Below are 21,196 nucleotides of genomic sequence, written 5' to 3'. Positions count from 1 at the left end.
ATGGTCACCGACCACGCCCGCCCGTCATCCGCCGTCCGCGGTTCCGCCCTGCCGCCCTCGCTGACCCCTGCGCTCGTCAAGCGGCTGGTGCGGCGGGTCACCGCCGCGGCGAACGCCGCCCGGGTCACCACCGACGCCCCGTACACCGGAGACCCGCTGGCCGACCTGCCGGTCTCGACGCCCGCGGACGTCGAGGGCGCGTTCGCGCGCGCCCGCGCCGCCCAGGGGGAGTGGGCGGCCATGTCCGTCCGGGAGCGGAAGAAGATCCTCCTTCGCTTCCACGACCTCGTCCTCGCGCGCCAGGACGAGGCGCTGGACCTGATGCAGGCCGAGAGCGGCAAGACCCGCCGGGACGCGTTCCTGGAGGTCACCGATATCGCGATCACGGCCCGGTACTACGCGCGCAGCGCCGCCCGGCTCCTCGGGCCGAAGCGCCGCCGCGGCGCGGTCCCGGTGCTGACCCGCACCACCGAGCTGCGCCATCCCAAGGGCGCCGTCGCCGTCGTCTCGCCGTGGAACTACCCCCTGAGCATGGCCGCCGGCGACGCGATCCCGGCGCTCATGGCGGGCAACGCCGTCGTCCAGAAGCCCGACACGCAGACCGCGCTCACCGCGCTGTGGGCGCTGGATCTGATGTACGAGGCCGGCCTGCCGTTCGGCGTGTGGCAGATGGTGATCGGGCGGGGCGAGTCCATCGGCGGCGCGCTGATGGCGGGCGCCGACTACATGATGTTCACCGGCTCCACCGCCAGCGGCCGCCGGATCGCGCGCGACGCCGGCGAACGCCTCATCGGCTCCTCCCTTGAGCTCGGCGGCAAGAACGCCATGCTCGTCCTGGACGACGCCGACATCGACCGGGCGGCCGACGGCGCCGTCGCCGCGTGCTTCCCCTCGGCCGGCCAGCTCTGCGTCTCCATCGAACGCCTCTACGTGGACGAGGCCGTCCACGACCGGTTCGTCGCCGCGTTCGTCGCCCGCACCGAGAAGCTCCGGATGGGCGCCTCGTACGACTACAGCGCCGATGTCGGCAGCCTCACCACCCAGGCCCAGCTCAACACCGTCACCGCGCACGTGGACGACGCCGTCACCAAGGGCGCGACCGTCCTGGCCGGCGGCGGGGCCCGGCCCGACCTCGGGCCGCTGTTCTACGAGCCGACCATCCTCACCGGCGTCACCCCCGACATGACGCTGTACGACAACGAGACCTTCGGCCCCGTCGTCTCGGTCTACCCCGTGCGCGACGCCGACGAGGCGATCGACCGGGCCAACGCCACGCCCTACGGGCTCAACGCCAGTGTCTGGACCGGTGACGGCGCCCGGGGCCGGGCCGTCGCCGCCCGCCTGCACGCCGGCACCGTCAACGTCAACGAGGGCTTCGCCGCCGCGTGGGGAAGCATCGACGCACCGATGGGCGGCATGGGCGAGTCGGGCATCGGCCGCCGTCACGGGGCCGACGGGATCCTCAAGTACACCGAGCCCCAGACCGTCGCCCACCAGCGCGTCCACGGGTTCACCCCGCCGGCTCGTGTGTCGCACCGGACGTGGAACCTCGCCATGACCGCCGCGCTGATGGCCATGAGGAAGGCCGGCGTCCGCTGAGGCACGGCGCCCCAGCCGCGGGCGCGCTCATCTCACCCCTGTGAACGGAGCATCATGAGAGCAGTATCGATCAAGGAGCCCGGGGGCCCCGAGGTCCTGGACTGGACGCGGGTCGAGGACCCGTCGCCCGCCGCCGGCGAGGTGGTCGTCGATGTGGCGGCCAGCGCCCTGAACCGGGCCGACGTCATGCAGCGAATGGGGCTCTACCCGGTGCCGCCGGGGGCTTCGCCGTATCCGGGCCTGGAGGTCTCCGGCCGCATCAGCGCACTCGGGCAGGGCGTGACCGGCCGGCAGGTCGGTGACGAGGTCTGCGCGCTGCTGACGGGGGGCGGCTACGCGCAGAAGGTCGCCGTCCCCGCGGGGCAGTTGCTCCCGATCCCCAAGGGGATCGACCTGGTCGACGCCGCGGCGCTGCCCGAAGCGGCCGCCACGGTGTGGTCCAACGTCGTCATGACCGCGCGGCTCAAGGAGGGCGAGACGTTCCTCATGCACGGCGGAGCCGGGGGCGTCGGCACCATGGCGCTCCAGATCGCCAAAGCGCTGGGGGCCCGCGTCGTCACCACGGTCGGCGGTCCCGAGAAAGCCGCTCTGGCGCGGGAACTGGGCGCGGACCTGGCGATCGACTACCGCACGGAGGACTTCGCCGAGCACGGCCCGTACGACGTCATCCTCGACGTCATCGGCGGCCGTTACTTGGAACGCAACGTCCGGTCCCTGGCCGCCGACGGGCGCCTGGCCGTCATCGGCTTGCAGGACGGGCTGGAGGCCCCGCTCAACCTCGCCGAGTTGGTCGTCAAGCGGGCATCGGTGCACGGCACGACCCTGCGCACCCGGTCCGCCGCGCAGAAGGCCGCCGTGGTCGCCGGAGTGCGGGAGCACGTCTGGCCGATGATCGAGAGCGGAGCCGTGCGGCCGATCATCGACCAGAGGCTGCCCATGGCCGAGGCCGGCGAGGCCCATCGGCTCATGGAGGCGGGCCGGCACACGGGCAAGATCCTGCTGGTGAACGGCTGAACGCCGACATTCTAGAATCATATTCTAATATTGTGCCTTCCTGGGCCGTGCGAAGGGACGAGCGTGAGCCGTACCCCGCGAGCCGACACCGACCGTCCCCCTCCGCCGGGCCCTCGCGCAACGCCTGGTGGACGCTGTCGGTGGTGACCATGGCCAGCGTCCTGATGGGCCTCGGCGCTAACTCGCTCAACGTCGCGCTGCCCGCGGTGGTCCGCCATTTCCGCGCCGGGCCGGTGGAGGCGAGCTGGATCCTGCTGGCCTTCATGCTGGCCAACACGGTGCTGATCATCGTCTTCGGCCGCTTCGCCGACATGTTCGGGCGCCGCGCGATGTACCTGGCCGGGCTCGGCGCCTACACGCTGGGCAGCCTCCTGCTCGGCTTCGCGCCGACGGCCTGGACCGTGGTGGCGCTGCGGGTGCTCCAGGCCGCCGGGGCCGCGATGCTGCTGGCCAACAGCGCGGCCATCCTCACCGACGTGTTCCCGCGCGAGCACCTCGGCCGCGCCTTGGGCGTCTACACCGCCGGCTTCTCCATCGCCCAGCTCGCCGGGCCCACCCTCGGCGGCTTCCTGGTCGACGACTTCGGCTGGCGCTGGGTGTTCTGGTACAACGTCCCGTTCGGCGTGCTGTGCCTGGCCTGGGGCGCGGCCGTCCTGCGGCCGGTCGAACCCGCCCGCGGCGAACGCGGCGTCGACGTGCCGGGCAACGTCCTGATCCTGGCCGGGCTCGGCGGGCTGCTGTTCGGCCTGTCCCAGGTCGGCGACCTCGGCTGGACGAGCCCGCCCGTGCTGGGCGGCGCCGCCGTGTTCGCGGTCCTGCTGCCGGTCTTCATCGCCGTCGAGCGGCGCAGCCCGCACCCCGTCATCGACACCGCCCTCTTCCGCGACCCGCCGTTCGCCTTCGGCATCCTCGCCACGTTCCTGGACGCGACCGCCCGGATCGGCGCCGTCCTGCTCATGGCCCTGTTCTTTCAGGCCGTCCAGGGGGACGACGCCGTCACTGCCGGGCTGAAGGTCCTCGCCATGCCGGCCGTCGCGGTCGTCGCCTCCACCGGGTCGGGCTTCGTGCAGCGCGGCATGGACGCCCGCACCATGGCCGCGCTCGCGTCGGCGCTGACGACGCTCGGCTTGGCGGTGCTGCTGGCCGCGGTGTCGCCGCGGCCCGGCTACTGGCCGATCATGCTGGGCCTGATGCTCATGGGCGCCGGGTCGGGGGCCTTCCTCCCCGCGAACGCCACGGCCCTGCTGCGCGGGCTCCCGTCCCACCGCGTCGGCATCGTCAACGCGATGCGCCTGATGATCATGAACGTGGGCATCGTCGTCAGCACCGCGCTGGCCTTCCCCGTCATCACGGCCCCCGTGGCGGCGTCCCTGCGCGACCGCGTCTTCGCCGGGACGCTGTCGCGGGTCTCCGAGCCGGGCGTGGCCCAGCTCGTCACCGGCTACCGGTACGCCCTGGGCCTGATGGCGGTCCTCTCGGCCCTGGCCGTGCTCTCCAGCTACGCCGCGCGCCGCACCGGCGAGACGGCGTCATAGGCGCGCGGGCCGTTCGGGGAAGGTCTTCAGGAACTCCCGCGTACGGGCCCGGTCCTCGCCGCGCATGAACTCACCGGCCACGAAGTCGGTGACGCCCGCCGCGGCCAGCCGGTCCAGCGTCGCCCGCACCGCCTGCTCGTCGCCGACGACCGCCAGGTCGGCCGGGCCCTCGGCGCCCTCCCGGTCCATCATGGCCCGGTAGGACGGCAGCGCCCCGTAGGGCCCGAAGATCTCCGCCGCCCGCTTCCGCGCGCCCTCGGCGTCGTCGGTCACGGCCACGGGCAGCATGCACACCACGCGCGGCCGGGGACGGCCCGCGCTCTCGGCCGCGGCGGTGATGGTCGGCACGATGTGGTCGCGGACGGTCCGGGGCCCCGTCATCCACAGGACGGTCCCGTCCGCGCGCTCGCCGGCCAGCTTCAGCATCCTCGGGCCGAGCGCCGCCATGAGCAGCGGCACCCGCTCCCGGTTGGGCACCGAGAGGCCGATCCGCGCGCGGACGGTGTCGCCGTCGAACGCGACGCTCTCGCCGTTCAGCAGCGGCACCAGGACCGACAGGTACTCCTGCATGTGCCGTACGGGCCGGTCGAAGTCATAACCGTAGGCGTTCTCCACCACGATCTTGTGCGACGTCCCGACGCCCAGGGTCAGCCGTCCGGGCCCCAGCGCGAACGCGGCCGTCCTGGCCTGCTGCGCGAGCGCGGCCGGGTGGCGGGGGTAGGTCGGGACCACCGCGGGCACCAGCTCGATGCCGGGCACCCGCGTTCCGACGACCGCCAGCGCGGTGAGCATGTCCATCCCGGCGCCGTTCGGAATCCATATCGAGGCCAGCCCGTCCTCGGCCGCGCGCCGCACGTCGCCGATGAGCCGTTCCAGCGCGTCGGGGCCGTTCCGCTCGGCCAGCGCCACACCGATTCTCATGAGCACCTCTCCGTCCATTCCGTGAGCCACGGCGAAAAGCGCCGCGACATACAAGATAAATCTTATTTACACCGTACGTAGCGTGGCATCGTTGCTCGGAGCCTGTCAACGCCGCGTTCCCGAGCCCGGAGAGTCCTGGCAGGCGGCCGGCCCGCCGGCGGTCCCGCCGCCGCACGAGCTGGAGCCCGCGGGCCTGTCCCGCCTGTTCGGGGACGACCGGCCCTTCGAACTGCGTCCCGCCGATCCGTCCAAGGACGGCGCCCCCTTCGCCCATCCCTTCTGGGTGCGCGTGACCGAGCCCGTCGCGGACGACCCGGCGCTGCACGCCGGCCTGCTCACCTTCCTGTCCGACATCGCCGTGGTGAACGCCGCTCGCGCGCCGCTGTCGCGGACCAGGTACGGCCTGCTCGTGAGCCTCGACCACTCGATCTGGTTCCACCGGCCGCCACGCGTCGACCAATGGCTGCTGTACGACATGGGCTCCGTCGCCCACGTCGGCAGCCGCGGCCTGGCCACGGGTTCGATGCGCACAACCGACGGAACGCTGATCGCCTCGATCGTCCAAGAAGTACTCCTGCGCCGATGACATGGCGCGGACCAGCGGACGGGCGCACCTGACGGTACGGTCGAACGCCGGGTTCAACGTCGCGCACTGCTACGACACTCCCCATGACGCTCTGCGCGCGTAGGCCCAGATGGCCGCTCAATTCTCCACGGGTCCCGCTGAGGATCCGGCCGGACGAGGACGGCGGCCCGGCGGGGGCACGGGTCGTTCAGCGGCGGCCGCGGTCGGCGACCCGTGCCAGGTGGTGCAGCAGGATCAGCAGTTCGATCCGGCGCGCCGGGTCATGGATGGCGTCGCCCAGAACGGTCTCGACGTCGCGGATCCGGTTGCGGACGGTCTGCTTGTGCACTCGCAGGCGTTCGGCGGCGATGACCGCGTTGTCCCGGCTCTCCAGGTACACCAGCAGCGTGTCCGTGAGCACGCGCCGGCGTTTCGGCCGGAGCCGGAGAAGCGGGCCGAAGCGTGCGGGCAGGGCGGCGCCGATGAGTTCCTCGCCCATGTCGGTGAGCAGGCTGGGGAGGTGGTCGAGGCAGCGGACCGGGCGCTCGCCCGTGATCGCGCCTCGCTCGACCAGCGCGAGAACCCGGCGCGCCCACCGCAGTGACATGGCGCCCTTCTCCAACGGCACGGTCGGGCCGATGGCCACCGGTACCGCGACGCCGTGCAGGGGGAGCGGCGGCTCTCCCGGCCCGTCGGGATCAGGCCAGATCAGGTACGGCTCGGGCGCCGTCCACCTGGCCAGGAAGGCCGGCGGCAGCACGGGCGGCGGCGCGTCCCGCGGTGTCCGGACGGCGACGGCGGCGAGGCTGCGGACCGGCCCCCAGCCGGCCCGCTCGGCGAGGCCGCTGATGGCGTCCGCCCCGGCCGGCGGGTCCTGAACCAGCAGGTCCGCCAGCGTGCGCCGCAGGTGCTCCCGCTCGTCGGCCATCTCCCTTCTCGCGCGCGCGTGCCCGTCGGCCGCGGCCGCGGTCATCTCGTCGATGAAGAGGAAGAGATCCTCCAGGGCCGTCGTGAGGTTCTCCAGGGTCGCGCCCAGCCGCCTGGCCTCCTTGACGAGGTGCCGGCACGCGGCGTTGCCGCCGGCGTTGAGCGCCGTCTGTAGGCCGTCCGGGTCGCGCCGCCCGGCTTCGCACGCTCCGAGGTTCTCGAAGAGCTCCCGCCCGCTCCGCAGCCCGTCGCGCTTCTCGCGCTGCGACCCGCAGACCGACTGCCGTACCGCCTGCTCGATCGTCCGTTGCAGGCTTGCGGCGGCCGTGCCCTCCGTTCCGTAGTGCTCAGGAACCGCTCGCTGGACCGCCACCGTGATCTCGGTGGCGGCCGCTCCGAGTGCCGGGAGCAGTAACCGGGGGTCGTCGGCAGCCGGTGGGCCGGGCGAGTGATGGTTCGCCGTAGGAGAAAGACCCATGCACCCTCCTGATCTTCTCAGGAATCCTTCTTCCGGACCGTCAAAGCAATTGCGCCTTCACACCGGTCACGCTTTCACCGTCTGCGAGCCGTCCTCGGAACGGGCTATTTCCGATCGGAGGTCGCGGAACTCCTTCGGCCGGTTGAAGCAGACCGCCCCGCAGAGCGCGCCGTCGTGGACGAACGAGATCGCCGCGTCATGGCGCGCCGGGTCACCGGAGGTCTCGGGCGTTCCGACGAGCCGGCCGCAGATCTGGATTTTCAGGCCGTACTGGTCGGACCAGCACCACGGGACCGCGGTGTGGGCGACGTCCTGCCCGAGCATGTTCCGTGCCGCTGTGGCGCCCTGCTCCTGGGCGTCGGCCCAGTGCTCGCCCCGGCCGCGGGGAAGGCGGGCGGCGTCCCCCGCCGCGTACACGGCGGCGTCAAAGGTGGCGAGCCGGTCGTCGACGACGATCCCGTCGTCCACGGCCAGCCCTCCTTCGGCGGCCAGGGCGGTGTCGGGCGCCACCCCGACGGCGGCCAGCACGTGGTCGCCGTTCCACCGCGCGGACTCGCCCGCCACCCGGTAGCCGCCGGACGTGTGAGAGACCGCCTCCACCGGGGTCCCGGTGCGCAGATCGACGCCGCGACGCAGATGAGCGGCCGCGACATGGGCGGCGAGCCATCCGGGGAGCACCCGTCCGAGGACGTGATCGCCTGCTTCCCACACGGTCACCTCGCATCCGGCGGACCGCGCCGTGGCGGCGGCCTCCAACCCGATGAGCCCGCCGCCGACGACCAGGAGCCGCCCTCCCTCGTCCAAACGGGCCCGGAGGGCGAGCGCGTCGGCGAGCGTCCGCAGGGTCGGCGCGCCGGGTATCCGGAGCGGCCTGCCGCCCGTCGCCAGCAGGAGCCGGTCGTAGCCGAGCTCGCCGCCGTCGGACAGGCGCACCCTCCTGCGCCCGCGGTCCAAGGCCACCGCGCTGATCCCCGTGCGGAGGGCGATGCCCTGGTCCGCCCAGGCCGCGGGAGGTTTCAGCCGCACCCGCTCCGGCGGTATGCGGCCGGCGAGCAGTTCCTTGGACAAGGGGGGACGCCGGTACGGCTCGTGAGGCTCAGCGCCGATCAGGTCCACTCCGCCCTGGTAGCCCTCGGCGCGCAGGGTCAGCGCGGCGGTCGTCCCGGCGATGCCGGTCCCGACGATGACGACGCGGTCGATCCGCTCAGGCACGGCTGATCTCGGTCATCCGGAAGTCCGCCTTGGCCGCGCCGCACTCGGGGCAGGACCAGTCGTCGGGGATGTCCTCCCAGCGGGTGCCCGGCGGGATGTCCTCTTCGGGCCAGCCCTCGGCCTCGTCGTAGACGAAGCCGCAGACCATGCATTCCCAGACGCGGTATTCCATTCCTTCACACCTTCTCGAAATCGATCTTCTCGCGGACGCCGCAGTCGGGGCAGCACCAGTCATCGGGGACGTCCGCCCAAGCGGTTCCCGGCGGGAAGCCCTCGCGGGGCTCCCCGGCCTCCTCGTCGTACTCGTAGTCGCAGACGGGACAGCGGTAGGTCATGCCGGCTCTCTGGGAATCGTGGTGGACGGCAGATCGCGGTAGACGGGCAGAGGGACGCGGCGTCTCACGGCCGCGCCTTGGGTTCGGGGTCGCGGGGGAGGCCGAGGAGGCGTTCGCCGATGATGTTGAGCTGCACCTCGGTGGTGCCGCCGTAGATCGTCATCGCGCGGCTGAACAGCATCGCGCGCGCGACGATGCCGCTCTCGGCCATCGGCACCTCGGTGGTCGCGGCCGTGCCCTGGGCCGCCCAGCAGTAGTCGGCGACGTCCTGGTTGAACTGCACGCCGAGCAGTTTGCGGACGCTCGCCTCGGCGCCCGGCTCCACGCCGCTCAGCTGTTTCAACGTGGTGCGCAGCCCGAGCAGGTCGATCGACTGGCCCTGCGCCACCAGCCGTCCGATCTCCGCGGTGGTGACCGGGTCGCGGTCGCGGCCGGCGAAGAACCTCAGCAGCTCCGGCACGCCCATCCCGATGCCGCTTCCAGTGGAGATGGAGACGCGCTCGTTGGACAGGGTGTTGCGGGCGACCTGCCAGCCCTGGTCCACCTCGCCGACCACGCGGTCGTCCGGAACGAACACCCCGTCCAGGAACACCTCGTTGAACAGCGCGTCACCGGTCAGCTCCCGCAGCGGCCGCACGTCCACGCCCGGCGATTTCATGTCGACCAGGAAGTAGGTGATGCCGTCGTGCTTGGGCGCGTCCGGGTCCGTGCGGGCGATGCAGAAGCCCCAGTCGGCGAACTGGGCGACGGTCGTCCAGATCTTCTGGCCGGTGAGCTTCCAGCCGCCCTCGACGCGTTCGGCCTTCATCGACAGGGACGCGAGGTCCGAACCGGCGCCGGGCTCGGAGAACAGCTGGCACCACACCATCTGCCCGCGCAGCGTCGGCCGCAGGAACCGCTCCTTCTGCTCCTCGGACCCGTAGCGGACCAGCGACGGCACCAGCCACGTCCCGATCCTCAGATCTGGTGCCGCCACACCGGCGGCCTTCAGCTCCTGCTGGATGAGGATCTGCTCGACCGGGCCCGCGCCCTTGCCCCACGGCTCGGGGAAGTGCGGGACGGTCCAGCCGTCGTCGCCCATCCGGGCGTTCAGCTCGTTCTTGTCCTTGATCGCCGCCAACTCGGCGACCTGGGCGCGGATGCGCTCACGCAGCGGCTGGGTGCCCTCGTCCAGCTCCAGCTCCACCTCGCGGCGCCCACCGTCCAGCGCCAGCCCCGCCACCTTGGCCGCCCAGCCCTCAGACGACCCCAGCAGCGCCCGCAGCGTCAGCGCCCGACGCAGGTACACGTGTACGTCGTGCTCCCAGGTGAACCCGATCCCACCCAGGATCTGGATCGCGTCCCGGGCCGTGCGCACCCCCGCGTCCGCCGCGACCACCGCGGCCACGGCGGCCGCGAACCCGGCCTCCTTCGCCCCCTCGTCCAGCGCACGGGCCGCGTCCCACGCGGCGGCGCGGGCCTGCTCCAGCCGGATCAGCATCCGGGCGGCCTTGTGCTTGACCCCCTGGAACTGCCCGATCGGACGACCGAACTGCTCACGCACCTTGGCGTACTGCGACGCCGTCGCCACCAGCCAGCCCGCCAGACCCGCGGCCTCCGCACCGAACAACGCCGCAGCCAGGTCGCGGACCCGGCCGCCGGTCACACCGTCCAGCACCCGGTCAGCGGCCACCGCCACCTCGGGAACCTCGACGGTCGCGACGCGCCGCACCCGGTCCAGGCTCTCGACCGGCGTGACCTTCAGCGCGGACGCGTCGACCGCGACCCACTGCTCGCCGTCGTCGGTCGCGACCGGCAGGACGACCACGTCGGCGAGCACCGCGCCCAGCACCGTCGCGGCCGTGCCGCCGACGACGAGCGCGCCGCCGTCGCGGCGGCCGGTCAATGCGGCGTCCAGCGCCACCGCCGCCGTCCTCGACCCGTCCGCCAGCCCCGGCAGCAGCTCCGCGCGCGCCTTGGCGTTGCTGGAGGCGTCCACCACCGCGCTCGCCAGCACCGTCGGAAGGAACGGACCCGGCGCAGCGGCACGACCCAACTCCTCCACGACGATCGCCAGCTCCAGCAGGCCGTAGCCCTGCCCGCCCTGCTCCTCCTCCAGATGCAGCCCGAGCAGGCCCTGCTCGGCCAGAGCCGACCAGAACGGCGGCCTGGACTCCTCATCGGCCTCCAACGCCGCCCGTACGACACTCGCCGGAACGTAGCGCTCGGCGAAACCGCGCACCGACTCGGCCAGCGCCTCATGCTCCTCGGTCAGCCCGATGCCCATCGCGTCAATCCCTCTCTCAGACCGCTTGTCGGTGATCGGTATGCGAGCCGGTCAGATCACACGGTGATCTCCTCCGTCTCCGAGCCGGGCGGGGTGACGCCGTAGCGGGCGTGCTTCCCGGGCTGGATGTGCGCCAGCGAGGCGTCGCCCCCGTAGTGGGCGATGACCCGCTTGTCCATCACGCGCCGCCACAACCAGGGGAACTGGGCGAGACGGAACATGACGAAATAGCCGGCGGGCAACTGCGGGGATTCGTCGAAGTGCCGCAGTGCCTGGTATCGCCGGGTCGGGTTGGCGTGATGGTCGCTGTGGCGCTGCAAGTTGTAGATCAGGATGTTCGAGGCGATGGTGTTGCTGTTCCAGGCGTGTCGGGGAGTGCAGCGCTCGTAACGGCCCGTGGCCGTCTTCTGGCGGAGCAGGCCATAGTGCTCCACGTAATTCGCGAGTTCCAGCACCGTGAATCCAAGGGGAACCTGCAACAGCAGGTACGGAGTGATGCCGAGGCCGAAGACACCGATCAGGGCGCCGAACAGCACGACGGTCATGGCCCAGGAATTGAGGACGTCGTTGCGCGGCGTCCACGGGCCCTTCCCCAGGCGTGCCAGCCGAGCCTTCTCCAGCCGCCAGGCCGACTTCAGACTGCCCCATACGCTGCGGGGCCAGAACCGCCAGAAGCTCTCGCCGAGCCGCGCGCTGGCCGGGTCCTCGGGGGTGGCCACGCGGACGTGGTGGCCGCGGTTGTGCTCGATGTAGAAGTGCCCGTAGGCGGTCTGCGCCAGGACGACCTTCGACATCCAGCGCTCCACCGACTCCTTCTTGTGGCCCAGTTCATGGGCGGTGTTGATGCCGATGCCGCCGACGAGCGAGATGGTGAAGACCACGCCGATCTTGCCGAGGACCGAGACGTCCGGACGCGACCACGTCCAGGCGGCCAGCACCAGACCCGCGTACTGCAACGGCACGTACAGGTAGGTGCACCAGCGGTAGTAGCGCTGGTCCTCCAGCCAGGCCAGCAGGCTCTCCGGCGGGTTCGTGGAGTCCTGTCCGAAGATCTTGTCCAGCACCTGGGTGAGGACGCCCAGCAGGACGGGCATGACGAACCACATCGCCCCCCAACCGGTCGCCTCGACCAGCCCCCAGCCCATGAAGGGCGCCAGCGGGACGACCAATCCCAGCAGCCACAGGTATTTCTTCTTGTCGACCCATTCGACGCCGAGCGCGTCATTCTTCGCCGTTGTCATGGCACCTCCTGTGAACCGAGCGCCTCTCGTTCAGATGCGCCGGGCGTTCTCCTGCCAGTACGGATCGCGCAGGACGCGTTTGGGGAGCTTGCCTGACGGCGTCCGCGGCAAGCGGGGGACGAAGTCGACCGAACGGGGGACCTTGTAGCCGGCGAGCGCCTCCCGGCAGTGCGCGAGCAGCGCCTCGGCCAGCCCGTCGCGTTCGAAGGCGTCGCCCGTCGGCTGGACGACGGCTTTGACCTGCTCCCCGAACTCCTCGTCCGGTATTCCGAACACCGCCACGTCCGCGACCGCCGGATGGGCGATCAGCACGCCCTCGATCTCGGCGGGATAGATGTTCACCCCGCCACTGATGATCATGTCGATGGCGCGGTCGGACAGGAACAGGTAGCCGTCCTCGTCGAAGTGGCCGATGTCGCCCGTGGTGAACAGGCCGCCGTGGCCGTGCACCGAGGCGGTCTTCTCCTCGTCGCCCCAGTACTCGATGTCGTCGCCGCTGGTGTAGCGGAACCAGATCTTTCCCGGCGTCCCCGGGGCGGCGGGCGAACCGTCCTCCAGGAGCACGCTGATCTCGGTCGTGGGCAGCGGACGGCCGACGCTCCCCGGCTTCTCCAGCCATTCGGCCGCGGTGATGACCGTGTTCACCGACGCCTCGGTGGAGCCGTAGTACTCGTGCACCACCGGGCCCAGCCAGTCGATCATCTGCCGCTTGACCGTCGGCGCGCAGGGCGCGGCCCCGTGCCACACCGCGGCCAGGCTCGTCCCCGAGAACGCGCGCCTGGTGGACGGGTCCAGCCGCAGCAGCCGGACGAACTGGGTCGGCACCAGGTGCACGTTGGTGATCACGTGCCGGTCGATCAGCCGCAGCGTCTCCGCCGGGTCGAACCCGCGGCGCATGACGACCGGCCGGCCTCCCATCAGCGGCATGAAGGAGAACAGCCACTGAGCCGAGTGGTAGACCGGGCCGACCAGCAGCGTCCGCCCGTCCTCGGGGACGAGGAAGGTCTGCGCGAACACCTCCGAGACCAGCGCCAGCGTCTCGGCCGGCAGGCCGGCGTCGAACAGCCTGCGGCTGACGCCCTTGGGCCGCCCCGTGGTCCCCGAGGTGTAGAACATCGGGGAACCCATGACCGGCTCCGCCGGCTCGTCCGCCGACGCACCGGCGACCAGGTCGCCGTAGCCGGTGAAACCGCTCATGCCGTCGTCGAAGGACACGCGCGCCAGCGAATCGAGCCCGTTCACCGCCTGCGTCACCGTCGAGGCGAACTCGGATTCGGAGAACAGCACCCGAACGCCCGCGTCCCGCAGCACGTAGCCCAGCTCATCGGCGGTCCAGTGCCAGTTGAGCAGCACATACCGGAGCCCGATGTGGCTCGCCGCCGCCATCACCTCGAAATGCTCGCGCCGGTTCCCGGCGTGGATCGCGACGACGTCGCCCGTTCCCAGCCCGAGGTCGCGCAGCGCGTTCGAGACCCTGTTCACGCGCTCGTCGAACTCCGCCCAGCCGGTCGTTCCGCGCTCGTCGACCAGTGCCGGCTCGTGCGGGCGGGCTTCGGCGAAACGTCGCAGGAGCTGGGCCATGGGCGATCTCCACTTCCGGTCATCGACGGGCGCCGGTGCGCAGGGACACCGTCACGGCCACCATGCCACGTTACGTACAACGTAAACAAGATTTATGCCGTACCTAACATCGAGGGGCCGGCCCCCGGGCTCCGCCCGCCGCTCCGCGGCACCGGACGGCTATGGTTGAACGCGAGATCACGCGTGGCCGCCGCGCGGTGACGGCGCGGGCCGGCGGGCGACCCGGAGAGAACGGTGATGGGGAAGAAGACGGCCGATCACGCCGAGCGGCGACCGCTGACCCGGGAGCTCATCGTCCAGACGTCCATCGCGATCATCGAGCGGGACGGGGCCAAGGCCCTGACCATGCGCAAGATCGCCACCGAGCTCGGCGTCGGCGTGATGTCGCTCTACAACCACGTCCCGAACAAGGACGAACTCCTGGCCGCCGTGGCCGAGTCCGTCCTCGCGGGACTGGACGTCCCCGAGCGCGAGGCCGGCCCGGACCAGGACTGGAAGCTGCACGCCCGCGCCATGGCCGGCGCCTTCCGCGCCGTCGCCCACCGCTACCCGCGCAGCATGCACCTGGTGCTCACCAGCCCGGCCGGCCGGATGGCCGGAGGGCGGACGGCGGAACGGGCCCTGGCGCTCTTCGCGGCGGCCGGATTCGACGCCGCCACCGCCGTGAACGCGCTGTGCGCCTTCATGTCCTACATGATCGGAGCGCAGATGCTGGAGGAAGGCGCGCTCTCGATGACCGGCCGACCGCCGGAAGACCACCTGGACGCGGACGCCGAGATCGATCTGGACGAGATCCCCCGCGTCGTCGAACTCGCCGACGAGCTGATGCGGGTGGATCCGGACGCGGATTTCGAGTACGGCCTGGAGATGCTGCTGTGCGCGCTCGACCGGCTCCCGCGCGGCGCGTCCAAGGTCTGACCGCCCGGACCGCCGCCGGTGTCAGTCGGCGCGCCGCGCCCTCATCTCGACCGCCGACAGGAACAGTTCGAGACCGAAGTCGAACGACGCGTCGGGATCGTGCTCTGCCGTTTCGGCGGGATGGACGGCCATGTGCGGAAACCCGGCGGCCTCCAGATGCCGCAGTTCATCGGTGAGGTCCCCCTCCTTCTCCCGCAGGATCCTCTTCAGGCCCGCTTCGCGGAGCTGGGAGCCGAGCGTGTAGGCCATCAGCGCACGCACGACGCGGACCGGCTCGACGCCCGTCAGCCCCGCCGCGGCGCAGAGGTCCAGAGCCCGTTCGATGACGCGCAGCCCGACCGGGAGCGCCGTCTTGTTCACCACCACCAGGGCCATGCACCGCGGGTACTCGTCGGCCGTCCTGCGGAAGGCGTGGGCCAGCTCGCGCGCGCCCGCCCGCCAGCCGTCCGGCTTCGGCTCGGGCAGGTCCAGCGTCCCCATGACGTACTCGGCGATGCCCCGAACGAGCGCCTCCTTGTTCGGCACGTGGTTGTACATGGCCATCGCGGTCACGCCCAGTTCGGCCCCGACCGCGCGCATCGACAGCGCCTTGGCGCCCTCCCGTTCGACCAGGTCCACGGCGGTGTGCACGATCAGCTCGCGGGTCAGCACCACTCGCATGACCCGCTCCGGTGCGCGCTTGGGCATGGCCCGGCCTCCTCCTCCCGCCGGTGCCGTCCACCAGGCGATCCCCGCAAGACTACGCGCCCGCCGACTCCCTGACCTCGCCCGGAACGGCGGCGCCGGCTCCGCGCTCCGCGAAGGCGCGCGCATCGTCCGGACGGCCCCCGTCGCCGACCCGCCCGACATCGCCGCCCCCGCCCACAAACTGGCGTCCGCCATCTCTCCCGGCGACGTGGCCATGTCCCTGCACACCCTGTCGAACGGCCTGACCGGCACCGGACCGGGCGCCCCCAGCGTCCACGAGCACCCCGACGAAGTCTCACGGCTCCTGGACACCACCGCAGAGCTCAGCGACCGGGTGTCCACCACCTTGCGCGGCCACGGAGCCAACATCGGGCACCTCATCGACGGCGCCGGCCGAACGCTCGCCGCGATGCGCCCGCAACGACAGCACATCCCCACACTCATCGAGTCGCTGGACGAACTCTTCGGCAGCCTGGCCGGCCTCATCCGCATTCCAGGCCCAGAGGGAAGACTGCTCACCTACGGCACCGCTCCGCTACCGCTCGCCCCCTGCCAGACCTTCATCGACCTGTGCACACCCTGAAGTCGCGACACATCCCCAGCCCCACCAACGCCGTCGCGCGGACCCGCTCACTACGGCGGCGCCTCACGGTGGGCAGCCCTGTGCGGTAGCCGTGCCCCGCCACTGCCCACTCGGGAAACGACTCCAACGGCGCGGCGTCGGACACGGCGGCACCTGTCCGCAGCGCAGGGACAACGGCGATAATGGTTCGCTGGTCATCCCTTTCCCCTTCCGGCCGCCGGCGCCTATCATGTATGCACTGCACACATTTGTCGGGCTGTGCAGGGCCGCGAACACAGAGAGTGTGATCCATGCCGCGAGCGAGCGCCCCGTACCACCACGGCGATCTCCGTGCCGCCTGCCTCCAGGCGGCGCGGGAGCTGCTTGAGGAGGACGGCAGTGCCGCGCTGTCGCTGCGGGCGGTGGCGCGCCGGGCCGGGGTGTCGGCGACGGCCCCCTACCGCCACTACGCGGACCGCGACGCGCTGGTCTCCGCGGTCGCCGCGCAGGGATACCGCGAACTCGCCGAACATCTGGCCGCCGCCCACCCCTCGCCCGAGAGCCCCGAAGACCTCGCGGCGGTCGCCGTCGCCTACGTCCGCTTCGCCCTCGACCACCCGGCGCTGTTCCGGGTGATGTTCGCCGAGCCCTGCGACCCGGACAGCGAGGAACGGGTCAGCGCGACCATCGCCATCTGGGAATACGTCTGCGGCATCGTCCGCAGCGTCTTCCCCCACGCCGACCCGGACGCGCTGTCGACCACGATCTGGGCGTTCGTCCACGGCCTGGCGTTCCTGCACCTGGACGGCAAACTCGACGCCTCCACCCCCGACGTGGTCGCCGCCAAGGTCCGCGCCGCGGTCCGCGCGCTCTTCGTCGCATCCCCGGTGATGTCGCAGACGGCGCCCCCCTCGCCCGCCCCGGGAACCTGACGCAGACCAAGGCCACCCCACGTTGAACGCGGTCCGCGCACCGGACGCGTTCTCCCGCCGACCACCTCAACGGCGCGCCTGCGCCCCCACTCCGGCTGCGCCATCCCAAGGCCGGTCGGTGACATCAGCGATCGCGGCGTCCTGGGTGACGGCGAGGTCCTCGTCGCGGGACGTGCCGTCTGCCCGCTGCACTTCCGCGGGCGCTGTCGCTGCGGTGCTTCAACCGATCGTCGCCGTTCTCCGACGTAGCGGCGGCGCGCGTGTGCAGGGGTATTGGTAGGGCCAATCTATGGACAGGGGGTCGTTGCGTGCATATCATGCCGCGATCCCTCCTGTGTTGAGGGAATTGGATGGGCCAATCGATGGACGGTGTCATGGCAGCGAGCAGGTCCAGGCGGCGCGCGGCGGCGGCGAGCATGGTCGGGAGCGTCGTGGAGTACTACGACTTCACGCTCTTCGGCCTGGCCGCCGCGCTGGTGTTCGGCGACCAGTTCTTTCCGGAGACGTCGAGCACGGCGGGCACCCTCGCCTCGCTCGCCACCTTCGCGGTCGGCTTCGGCGCGCGGCCGATCGGCGGTGTGGTGTTCAGCCACGTCGGCGACCGGCTCGGCCGCAAGCCGATGATGGTGATGACCCTGGTCCTGATGGGCGTCGCGACGGCGGGGATCGGGCTGCTGCCGAGCTATCGGACGATCGGTCTGGCCGCTCCGGTGCTGCTGGTGACGCTGAGGCTGCTCCAGGGGTTCGGCGCCGGGGCCGAGTACGTGGGCGCGCTGGTGGTGGCCGCTGAGGCCGGCGACCGGCGGCGGCGCGGGCTGCTGACCGCGCTGCCCGGGACCGGAGTGTTCCTCGGCATCCTCGTCGCCACGGTGGTCTTCGCCGGCGTCTCCGCCCTGCCCGACGAGCAGTTCGACTCCTGGGGCTGGCGGGTGCCGTTCCTGCTGAGCCTCGCGGCCGTGCTGGTCGGCCTCTACTTCAGGTCGCGGGTCGAGGAGACCCCCGTGTTCGAGGAGGCCGTCGCGGACCGCGCCCCGGAGGGCCTGCCGATCGTCGAGGTCGTACGGCGGCAGCCGCGGATGCTGCTGCTGGCGATGGCCGCCAACGGGCCGTTCGTGGCCATCTCGTACCTCATCCAGGTGTTCGTCCTGTCGTACGTGACCAAGGAGCTGGACATGGGCGACGCGATGGGGCTGACCGCCAACGTCACCGCGTCCGCGCTCGCGATCGTGGCGACCCCGCTGTTCGGAGCGCTGTCGGACCGCGTCGGCCGGCGGCCGGTCTGGCTCGGCGGCGCCGCCTTCCTGGCGGTGTTCGCGTTCCCGATGTTCTGGCTGATCGACACCGAGATCCCCGTCCTGGTGGTGACCGCGGTCGTGCTGGGCCTGGCCGTGGGGATCTCCTCGATGTACGCGGCGCAGGCGTCGCTGCTGGCGGAGATGTTCGAGGCGCGCTTCCGGCTCAGCGGGATCGCGCTGTCCCGCGAGTCCACCTCCGCCCTCATCGGCGGGCCGGCGCCGCTGGTCGCCTCCGCCCTGCTCAACTGGTCGGACGGCGCGTCCTGGCCGATCGCGCTGCTCGTCCTGCTGTTCGCCCTCGTCTCGTTCCTGGCCGTGCTGGCGGTGCCGGAGACGCGCGGCGCGGACCTCGGCGGGGAGAAGGCCGCCGTCCCGGGGAGCCGTCTAGTGTTGACGGGTGACCGTCGAAAGCCCCTCCCGTGAGTCCGTCACCAACGCGACGATCAGACAGATCAAGACGATGATCGCGACCGGCGAGTTCCCGCCCGGCCACCGGCTGCCGACCGAGCGGGAACTCGCCGTGCGGCTGGGCGTCTCCCGGAACTCCCTGAGGGAGGCGATCCGCGCGCTGACCCTGGTGGGCATGCTGGAGTCGCGGCAGGGCGACGGCACCTACGTCAGGGCGCTGGTCCCCGCCGTGCTGCTGGACGCGTTCTCGATGATGGTGGAGCTGTCGCAGGACACCACGGTGCTGGATCTGCTCGCCGTGCGCAGGGTCCTGGAGGCTGCCGCCGCGGCCCAGGCCGCCTCCCGGATCACCGAGGAGCAGCTCGCTGGCCTCGCGGCCTCCCTGGAGGAGATGCGGCGCGACCCCCAGCGCGGTGACGGCCGCGTGGACGAGGTGGTGGACGCCGACATGCGGTTCCACTCGATCATCGCCGAGGCGGCGGGCAACCCGGTCCTCAGCGCCCTGATCGGCTCGCTCAACGGCCGGACGCTGAGCGCCCGGCTCTGGCGCGGGCACCTGGACCGCGGCGTGTTCGAGCGGGCGGGGGACGAGCACGAGGCGATCTACAACGCGCTGCGCGATCGTGATCCGACGCGCGCGGCCGCCGTGGCCGCGGCGCACATCGACGGCGTGGAGAGCTTCTTCCGCCGCTGAGACCGCACGCCGAGCCCCCCCGGCCCGGGGGCGCTCCGGGCCGGGGGCTCACTCCGCGGGTCGGTCAGAGGACGCCGTGGCGCTCCCAGACGGTGCGCAGGCCGTCCCCGGCGAGCAGTTCCTCCAGAACGGTCGACTCGGTCTCGACTCGCGCGCGCGCCCGCGCGAGCACCTGCTCCTCGACGGACGCGGGCACCACCGCGACGCCGTCGTCGTCGGCCATCACCAGCTCGCCCGGACGGATCGTCACGCCGCCCAGCACCACCGGCTGCGCCCGAGCGACGACGCGCATCCGGGCGCGGTAGTCGAGCGGACGGCGGCCGCGCGCGAAGGCGGGGAAGCCCAGCGCGGCGATCTTCGGGGAGTCGCGCAGGCAGCCGTCGGTGACGATGCCGGCGGCGCCGCGGCCGATCGCGGCCGCGCTGAACAGCTCGCCCCAGAAGGCCGAGCGCGCGCTGTCGCCCGTCGCCACCACCGCCACCTCCCGGGACGCAGTCCGTCGATGAAGGCGATGGCGTCCTCGTAGGGGTCGGGGCCGTCCTCGGTGACCGGGGCGAACTGCACCGTGGCGGCCCGGCCCAGCAGACGCGAGCCGGGCACGAGGGGCTCGATGCCCGGGGCGAGGACCTGCCCGCGCCGTCCGGCCGCGTCCAGCGAGTCGGAGATGACCGGGGAGGTGAACCGGTCGTCGGTCATGGTCACGTCCTTTCCCGGGCGCCGATGACGTGCCCGCCACCCGGTACGTACGGGAACCGCTGCTCGGTCTCGGGCGTGAGCCGGACACCGAGGCCCGGCGTGTCCGGAACGGCCAGCCGGCCGTCCTCCAGGCGGAGCTCGCGGTCGAGCAGCGCCTCGCGCAGCGGGTTCGGGAGCGTGCAGTACTCGAACAGGTCGACGTGCGGGTGGGCGGCGCTCGTGTGCAGGTTCGCCATCAGCGTCACGCCGCTGCCCCAGACGTGCGGCACGCAGGCGGCTCCCGCCTTCGCGGCGAGGTCGGCGACCCTGCCGAACGCCACGGGGCCGCCGACGAACGTGACGTCCGGCTGGGCGATGTCGACGCCCCCGGCGTCCAGCAGGACCCGGAAGTCCTCGACGCTGCCGTGCGACTCGACACCGGAGACGGGCACGTCCAGCGCGGCCCGCACCGCCGCGTACCCGGCGGGGTTCTCCGCGCGGCAGGGCTCCTCGAACCATCGGGCGCCGTACTCCGCGCACACCTCGCCGACCCGGACGGCGTCCTCGATCGCCCAGGGTTCGCTGGCGCAGCCCTGCACGGCGTCGAGGACGAAGCGGACACCGGACGGGAGCCGCGGTACGACGTGGCGGATCAGCGCGATCGTGGTGTCGGGGTCGCGCATGGCGCGGAACTTCACCGTGCGCAGCCCCGCGGCGACCTGGTCCAGCGCCCAGGCGGTGACCTGCGCGAAGCTGGAGCCCAGCCCGCCGGACGCGTACGCCTCGATGTGCGTGCTCCGGCGGCCGCCGAGCAGCTCGTGCGCGGGCACGCCGCGGCGCTTGGCGACCGCGTCGAGGCAGGCCGTCTCGACCGCGCCGAGGGTGCCGGACGCGATGCCGCCGCGGGACCAGAACGCCGTGCGGTCCCGCAGGTGGTCGCCGACCTCGCGGGGGTCGCCGAAGCGGTGGCCGAGGAGGTAGGGCCGCAGGGACTCGACGATGCCGGGGACGGCGGCGGGCGCCATGATGCCGGCGCCCGCCTCGCCGAGCCCGGTGGCGCCGTCGTCCAGCGTGACCTCGACGAGGGCGGCGTCCCAGGAGCGGATGACGCCGCCGACCCAGGAGAGCTCCTCGCCCGGCGGGTAGACCGCCGAGAGCAGGACCGGGCGCAGCGCTGCGACGCGTAGGGAGTTGTCGTTCATGCTTCCTTCCATCACCCCTAAGAGGTCGGACCAATAGTCGGGATCCAGCCATCCTGTCGAGCAGGATCCGAAAAGTCCAGCCCGGTGGATGTGAGATGGTCGGACCAATGCGCGCCTCGGGAGGTGACGCCCTCCCGAGGCGCGCCCGG

At 72.1% G+C, this 21,196-nt stretch carries 20 protein-coding genes; 9 read left to right on the top strand and 11 right to left on the bottom strand.

Translation table 11 applies throughout. The annotated features are described in order from the left end of the window. The 3 genes from GEV43_RS44900 to GEV43_RS44890 all read left to right on the top strand — a co-directional run bounded on the left by GEV43_RS44900 (position 1) and on the right by GEV43_RS44890 (position 4,148). The gene (locus tag GEV43_RS44900; protein WP_160826693.1) at positions 1-1,599 is read left to right on the top strand and encodes a succinic semialdehyde dehydrogenase; all 1,599 of its coding nucleotides are present in this window, start codon (positions 1-3) and stop codon (positions 1,597-1,599) included. A gap of 54 nt (positions 1,600-1,653) precedes the next feature. Beyond that, the gene (locus tag GEV43_RS44895) at positions 1,654-2,613 is read left to right on the top strand and encodes an NAD(P)H-quinone oxidoreductase (RefSeq protein WP_160826692.1); all 960 of its coding nucleotides are present in this window, start codon (positions 1,654-1,656) and stop codon (positions 2,611-2,613) included. A gap of 149 nt (positions 2,614-2,762) precedes the next feature. Then, the gene (locus tag GEV43_RS44890; RefSeq protein WP_160827040.1) at positions 2,763-4,148 is read left to right on the top strand and encodes an MFS transporter; all 1,386 of its coding nucleotides are present in this window, start codon (positions 2,763-2,765) and stop codon (positions 4,146-4,148) included. Here the strand turns inward: GEV43_RS44890 and GEV43_RS44885 are convergent. Beyond that, entirely contained in the window at positions 4,143-5,069 is a 927-nt protein-coding gene (locus GEV43_RS44885) for an LLM class F420-dependent oxidoreductase (protein ID WP_160826691.1), read from the bottom strand. The genes GEV43_RS44890 and GEV43_RS44885 overlap by 6 nt on opposite strands. An 82-nt stretch (positions 5,070-5,151) precedes the next feature. On the opposite strand from GEV43_RS44885, the gene GEV43_RS44880 reads away from it, so the two are divergent. Further along, entirely contained in the window at positions 5,152-5,655 is a 504-nt protein-coding gene (locus tag GEV43_RS44880) for an acyl-CoA thioesterase domain-containing protein (RefSeq protein ID WP_206681718.1), read from the top strand. 187 nt (positions 5,656-5,842) lie between these two features. Here GEV43_RS44880 and GEV43_RS55740 read toward each other — a convergent pair whose 3' ends face one another. The 7 genes from GEV43_RS55740 to GEV43_RS44845 form a co-directional block, all read right to left on the bottom strand. Next, positions 5,843-6,934 (bottom strand): helix-turn-helix domain-containing protein, encoded by a 1,092-nt coding sequence (locus GEV43_RS55740; protein WP_160826690.1) that lies wholly within the window; start codon positions 6,932-6,934, stop codon positions 5,843-5,845. 171 nt (positions 6,935-7,105) lie between these two features. Next, positions 7,106-8,251: an FAD-dependent oxidoreductase gene (locus GEV43_RS44870; RefSeq protein ID WP_160826689.1), complete on the bottom strand. Its 1,146-nt coding sequence runs from the start codon at positions 8,249-8,251 to the stop codon at positions 7,106-7,108. After that, positions 8,244-8,423, bottom strand: coding sequence for a rubredoxin (locus tag GEV43_RS44865; protein WP_160826688.1), 180 nt, complete (start codon positions 8,421-8,423; stop codon positions 8,244-8,246). The genes GEV43_RS44870 and GEV43_RS44865 overlap by 8 nt, the downstream gene beginning before the upstream one ends. Before the next feature lie 4 nt (positions 8,424-8,427). Beyond that, entirely contained in the window at positions 8,428-8,586 is a 159-nt protein-coding gene (locus tag GEV43_RS44860) for a rubredoxin (RefSeq protein WP_160826687.1), read from the bottom strand. 64 nt (positions 8,587-8,650) lie between these two features. Then, a complete protein-coding gene (locus GEV43_RS44855) occupies positions 8,651-10,852 on the bottom strand; it encodes an acyl-CoA dehydrogenase (RefSeq protein ID WP_160826686.1) in 2,202 nt (733 codons plus the stop codon). Between the two features lie 56 nt (positions 10,853-10,908). Next, entirely contained in the window at positions 10,909-12,093 is a 1,185-nt protein-coding gene (locus GEV43_RS44850) for an alkane 1-monooxygenase (RefSeq protein ID WP_160826685.1), read from the bottom strand. Positions 12,094-12,123: 30 nt separating this feature from the next. Beyond that, on the bottom strand, positions 12,124-13,674 hold the full coding sequence (locus GEV43_RS44845; RefSeq protein ID WP_160826684.1) for an AMP-binding protein: 1,551 nt from the start codon (positions 13,672-13,674) through the stop codon (positions 12,124-12,126). A gap of 237 nt (positions 13,675-13,911) precedes the next feature. Here GEV43_RS44845 and GEV43_RS44840 point away from each other — a divergent pair, with 237 nt between their 5' ends. Then, entirely contained in the window at positions 13,912-14,592 is a 681-nt protein-coding gene (locus GEV43_RS44840; RefSeq protein WP_160826683.1) for a TetR/AcrR family transcriptional regulator, read from the top strand. 21 nt (positions 14,593-14,613) lie between these two features. On the opposite strand, the gene GEV43_RS44835 is transcribed toward GEV43_RS44840, so the two are convergent. Further along, positions 14,614-15,252 (bottom strand): TetR/AcrR family transcriptional regulator, encoded by a 639-nt coding sequence (locus tag GEV43_RS44835; RefSeq protein ID WP_241684521.1) that lies wholly within the window; start codon positions 15,250-15,252, stop codon positions 14,614-14,616. Here GEV43_RS44835 and GEV43_RS44830 point away from each other — a divergent pair. The 4 genes from GEV43_RS44830 (at position 15,251) to GEV43_RS55735 (ending at position 19,170) form a co-directional block, all read left to right on the top strand. Continuing rightward, positions 15,251-15,862, top strand: a complete 612-nt coding sequence (locus GEV43_RS44830; protein WP_164717274.1) for a hypothetical protein — start codon at positions 15,251-15,253, stop codon at positions 15,860-15,862. The two genes, GEV43_RS44835 and GEV43_RS44830, sit on opposite strands and share 2 nt — an antisense overlap. A gap of 290 nt (positions 15,863-16,152) precedes the next feature. Then, entirely contained in the window at positions 16,153-16,773 is a 621-nt protein-coding gene (locus GEV43_RS44825) for a TetR/AcrR family transcriptional regulator (protein WP_160826680.1), read from the top strand. A 374-nt stretch (positions 16,774-17,147) separates the two neighbouring features. Beyond that, a complete protein-coding gene (locus GEV43_RS44820; RefSeq protein ID WP_160826679.1) occupies positions 17,148-18,491 on the top strand; it encodes an MFS transporter in 1,344 nt (447 codons plus the stop codon). Further along, positions 18,466-19,170, top strand: coding sequence for a FadR/GntR family transcriptional regulator (locus GEV43_RS55735; RefSeq protein WP_309240323.1), 705 nt, complete (start codon positions 18,466-18,468; stop codon positions 19,168-19,170). Before GEV43_RS44820 ends, GEV43_RS55735 begins: the two co-directional genes overlap by 26 nt. A 64-nt stretch (positions 19,171-19,234) precedes the next feature. Here the strand turns inward: GEV43_RS55735 and GEV43_RS55730 are convergent, their stop codons facing one another. Together GEV43_RS55730 and GEV43_RS44805 are read right to left on the bottom strand one after the other, a co-directional pair. Then, positions 19,235-19,906 (bottom strand): RraA family protein, encoded by a 672-nt coding sequence (locus GEV43_RS55730; RefSeq protein ID WP_206681717.1) that lies wholly within the window; start codon positions 19,904-19,906, stop codon positions 19,235-19,237. Further along, entirely contained in the window at positions 19,869-21,047 is a 1,179-nt protein-coding gene (locus GEV43_RS44805) for a mandelate racemase/muconate lactonizing enzyme family protein (RefSeq protein ID WP_160826678.1), read from the bottom strand. Before GEV43_RS44805 ends, GEV43_RS55730 begins: the two co-directional genes overlap by 38 nt. Positions 21,048-21,196: the final 149 nt, after the last annotated feature.

It is taken from the genome of Actinomadura sp. J1-007, assembly GCF_009793335.1.
In the GTDB taxonomy this organism is placed as follows: domain Bacteria; phylum Actinomycetota; class Actinomycetes; order Streptosporangiales; family Streptosporangiaceae; genus Spirillospora; species Spirillospora yumaensis.
The sequence above is the reverse complement of the archived record's forward strand: the minus strand, read 5'-3'. Positions and strand labels throughout refer to the sequence as shown.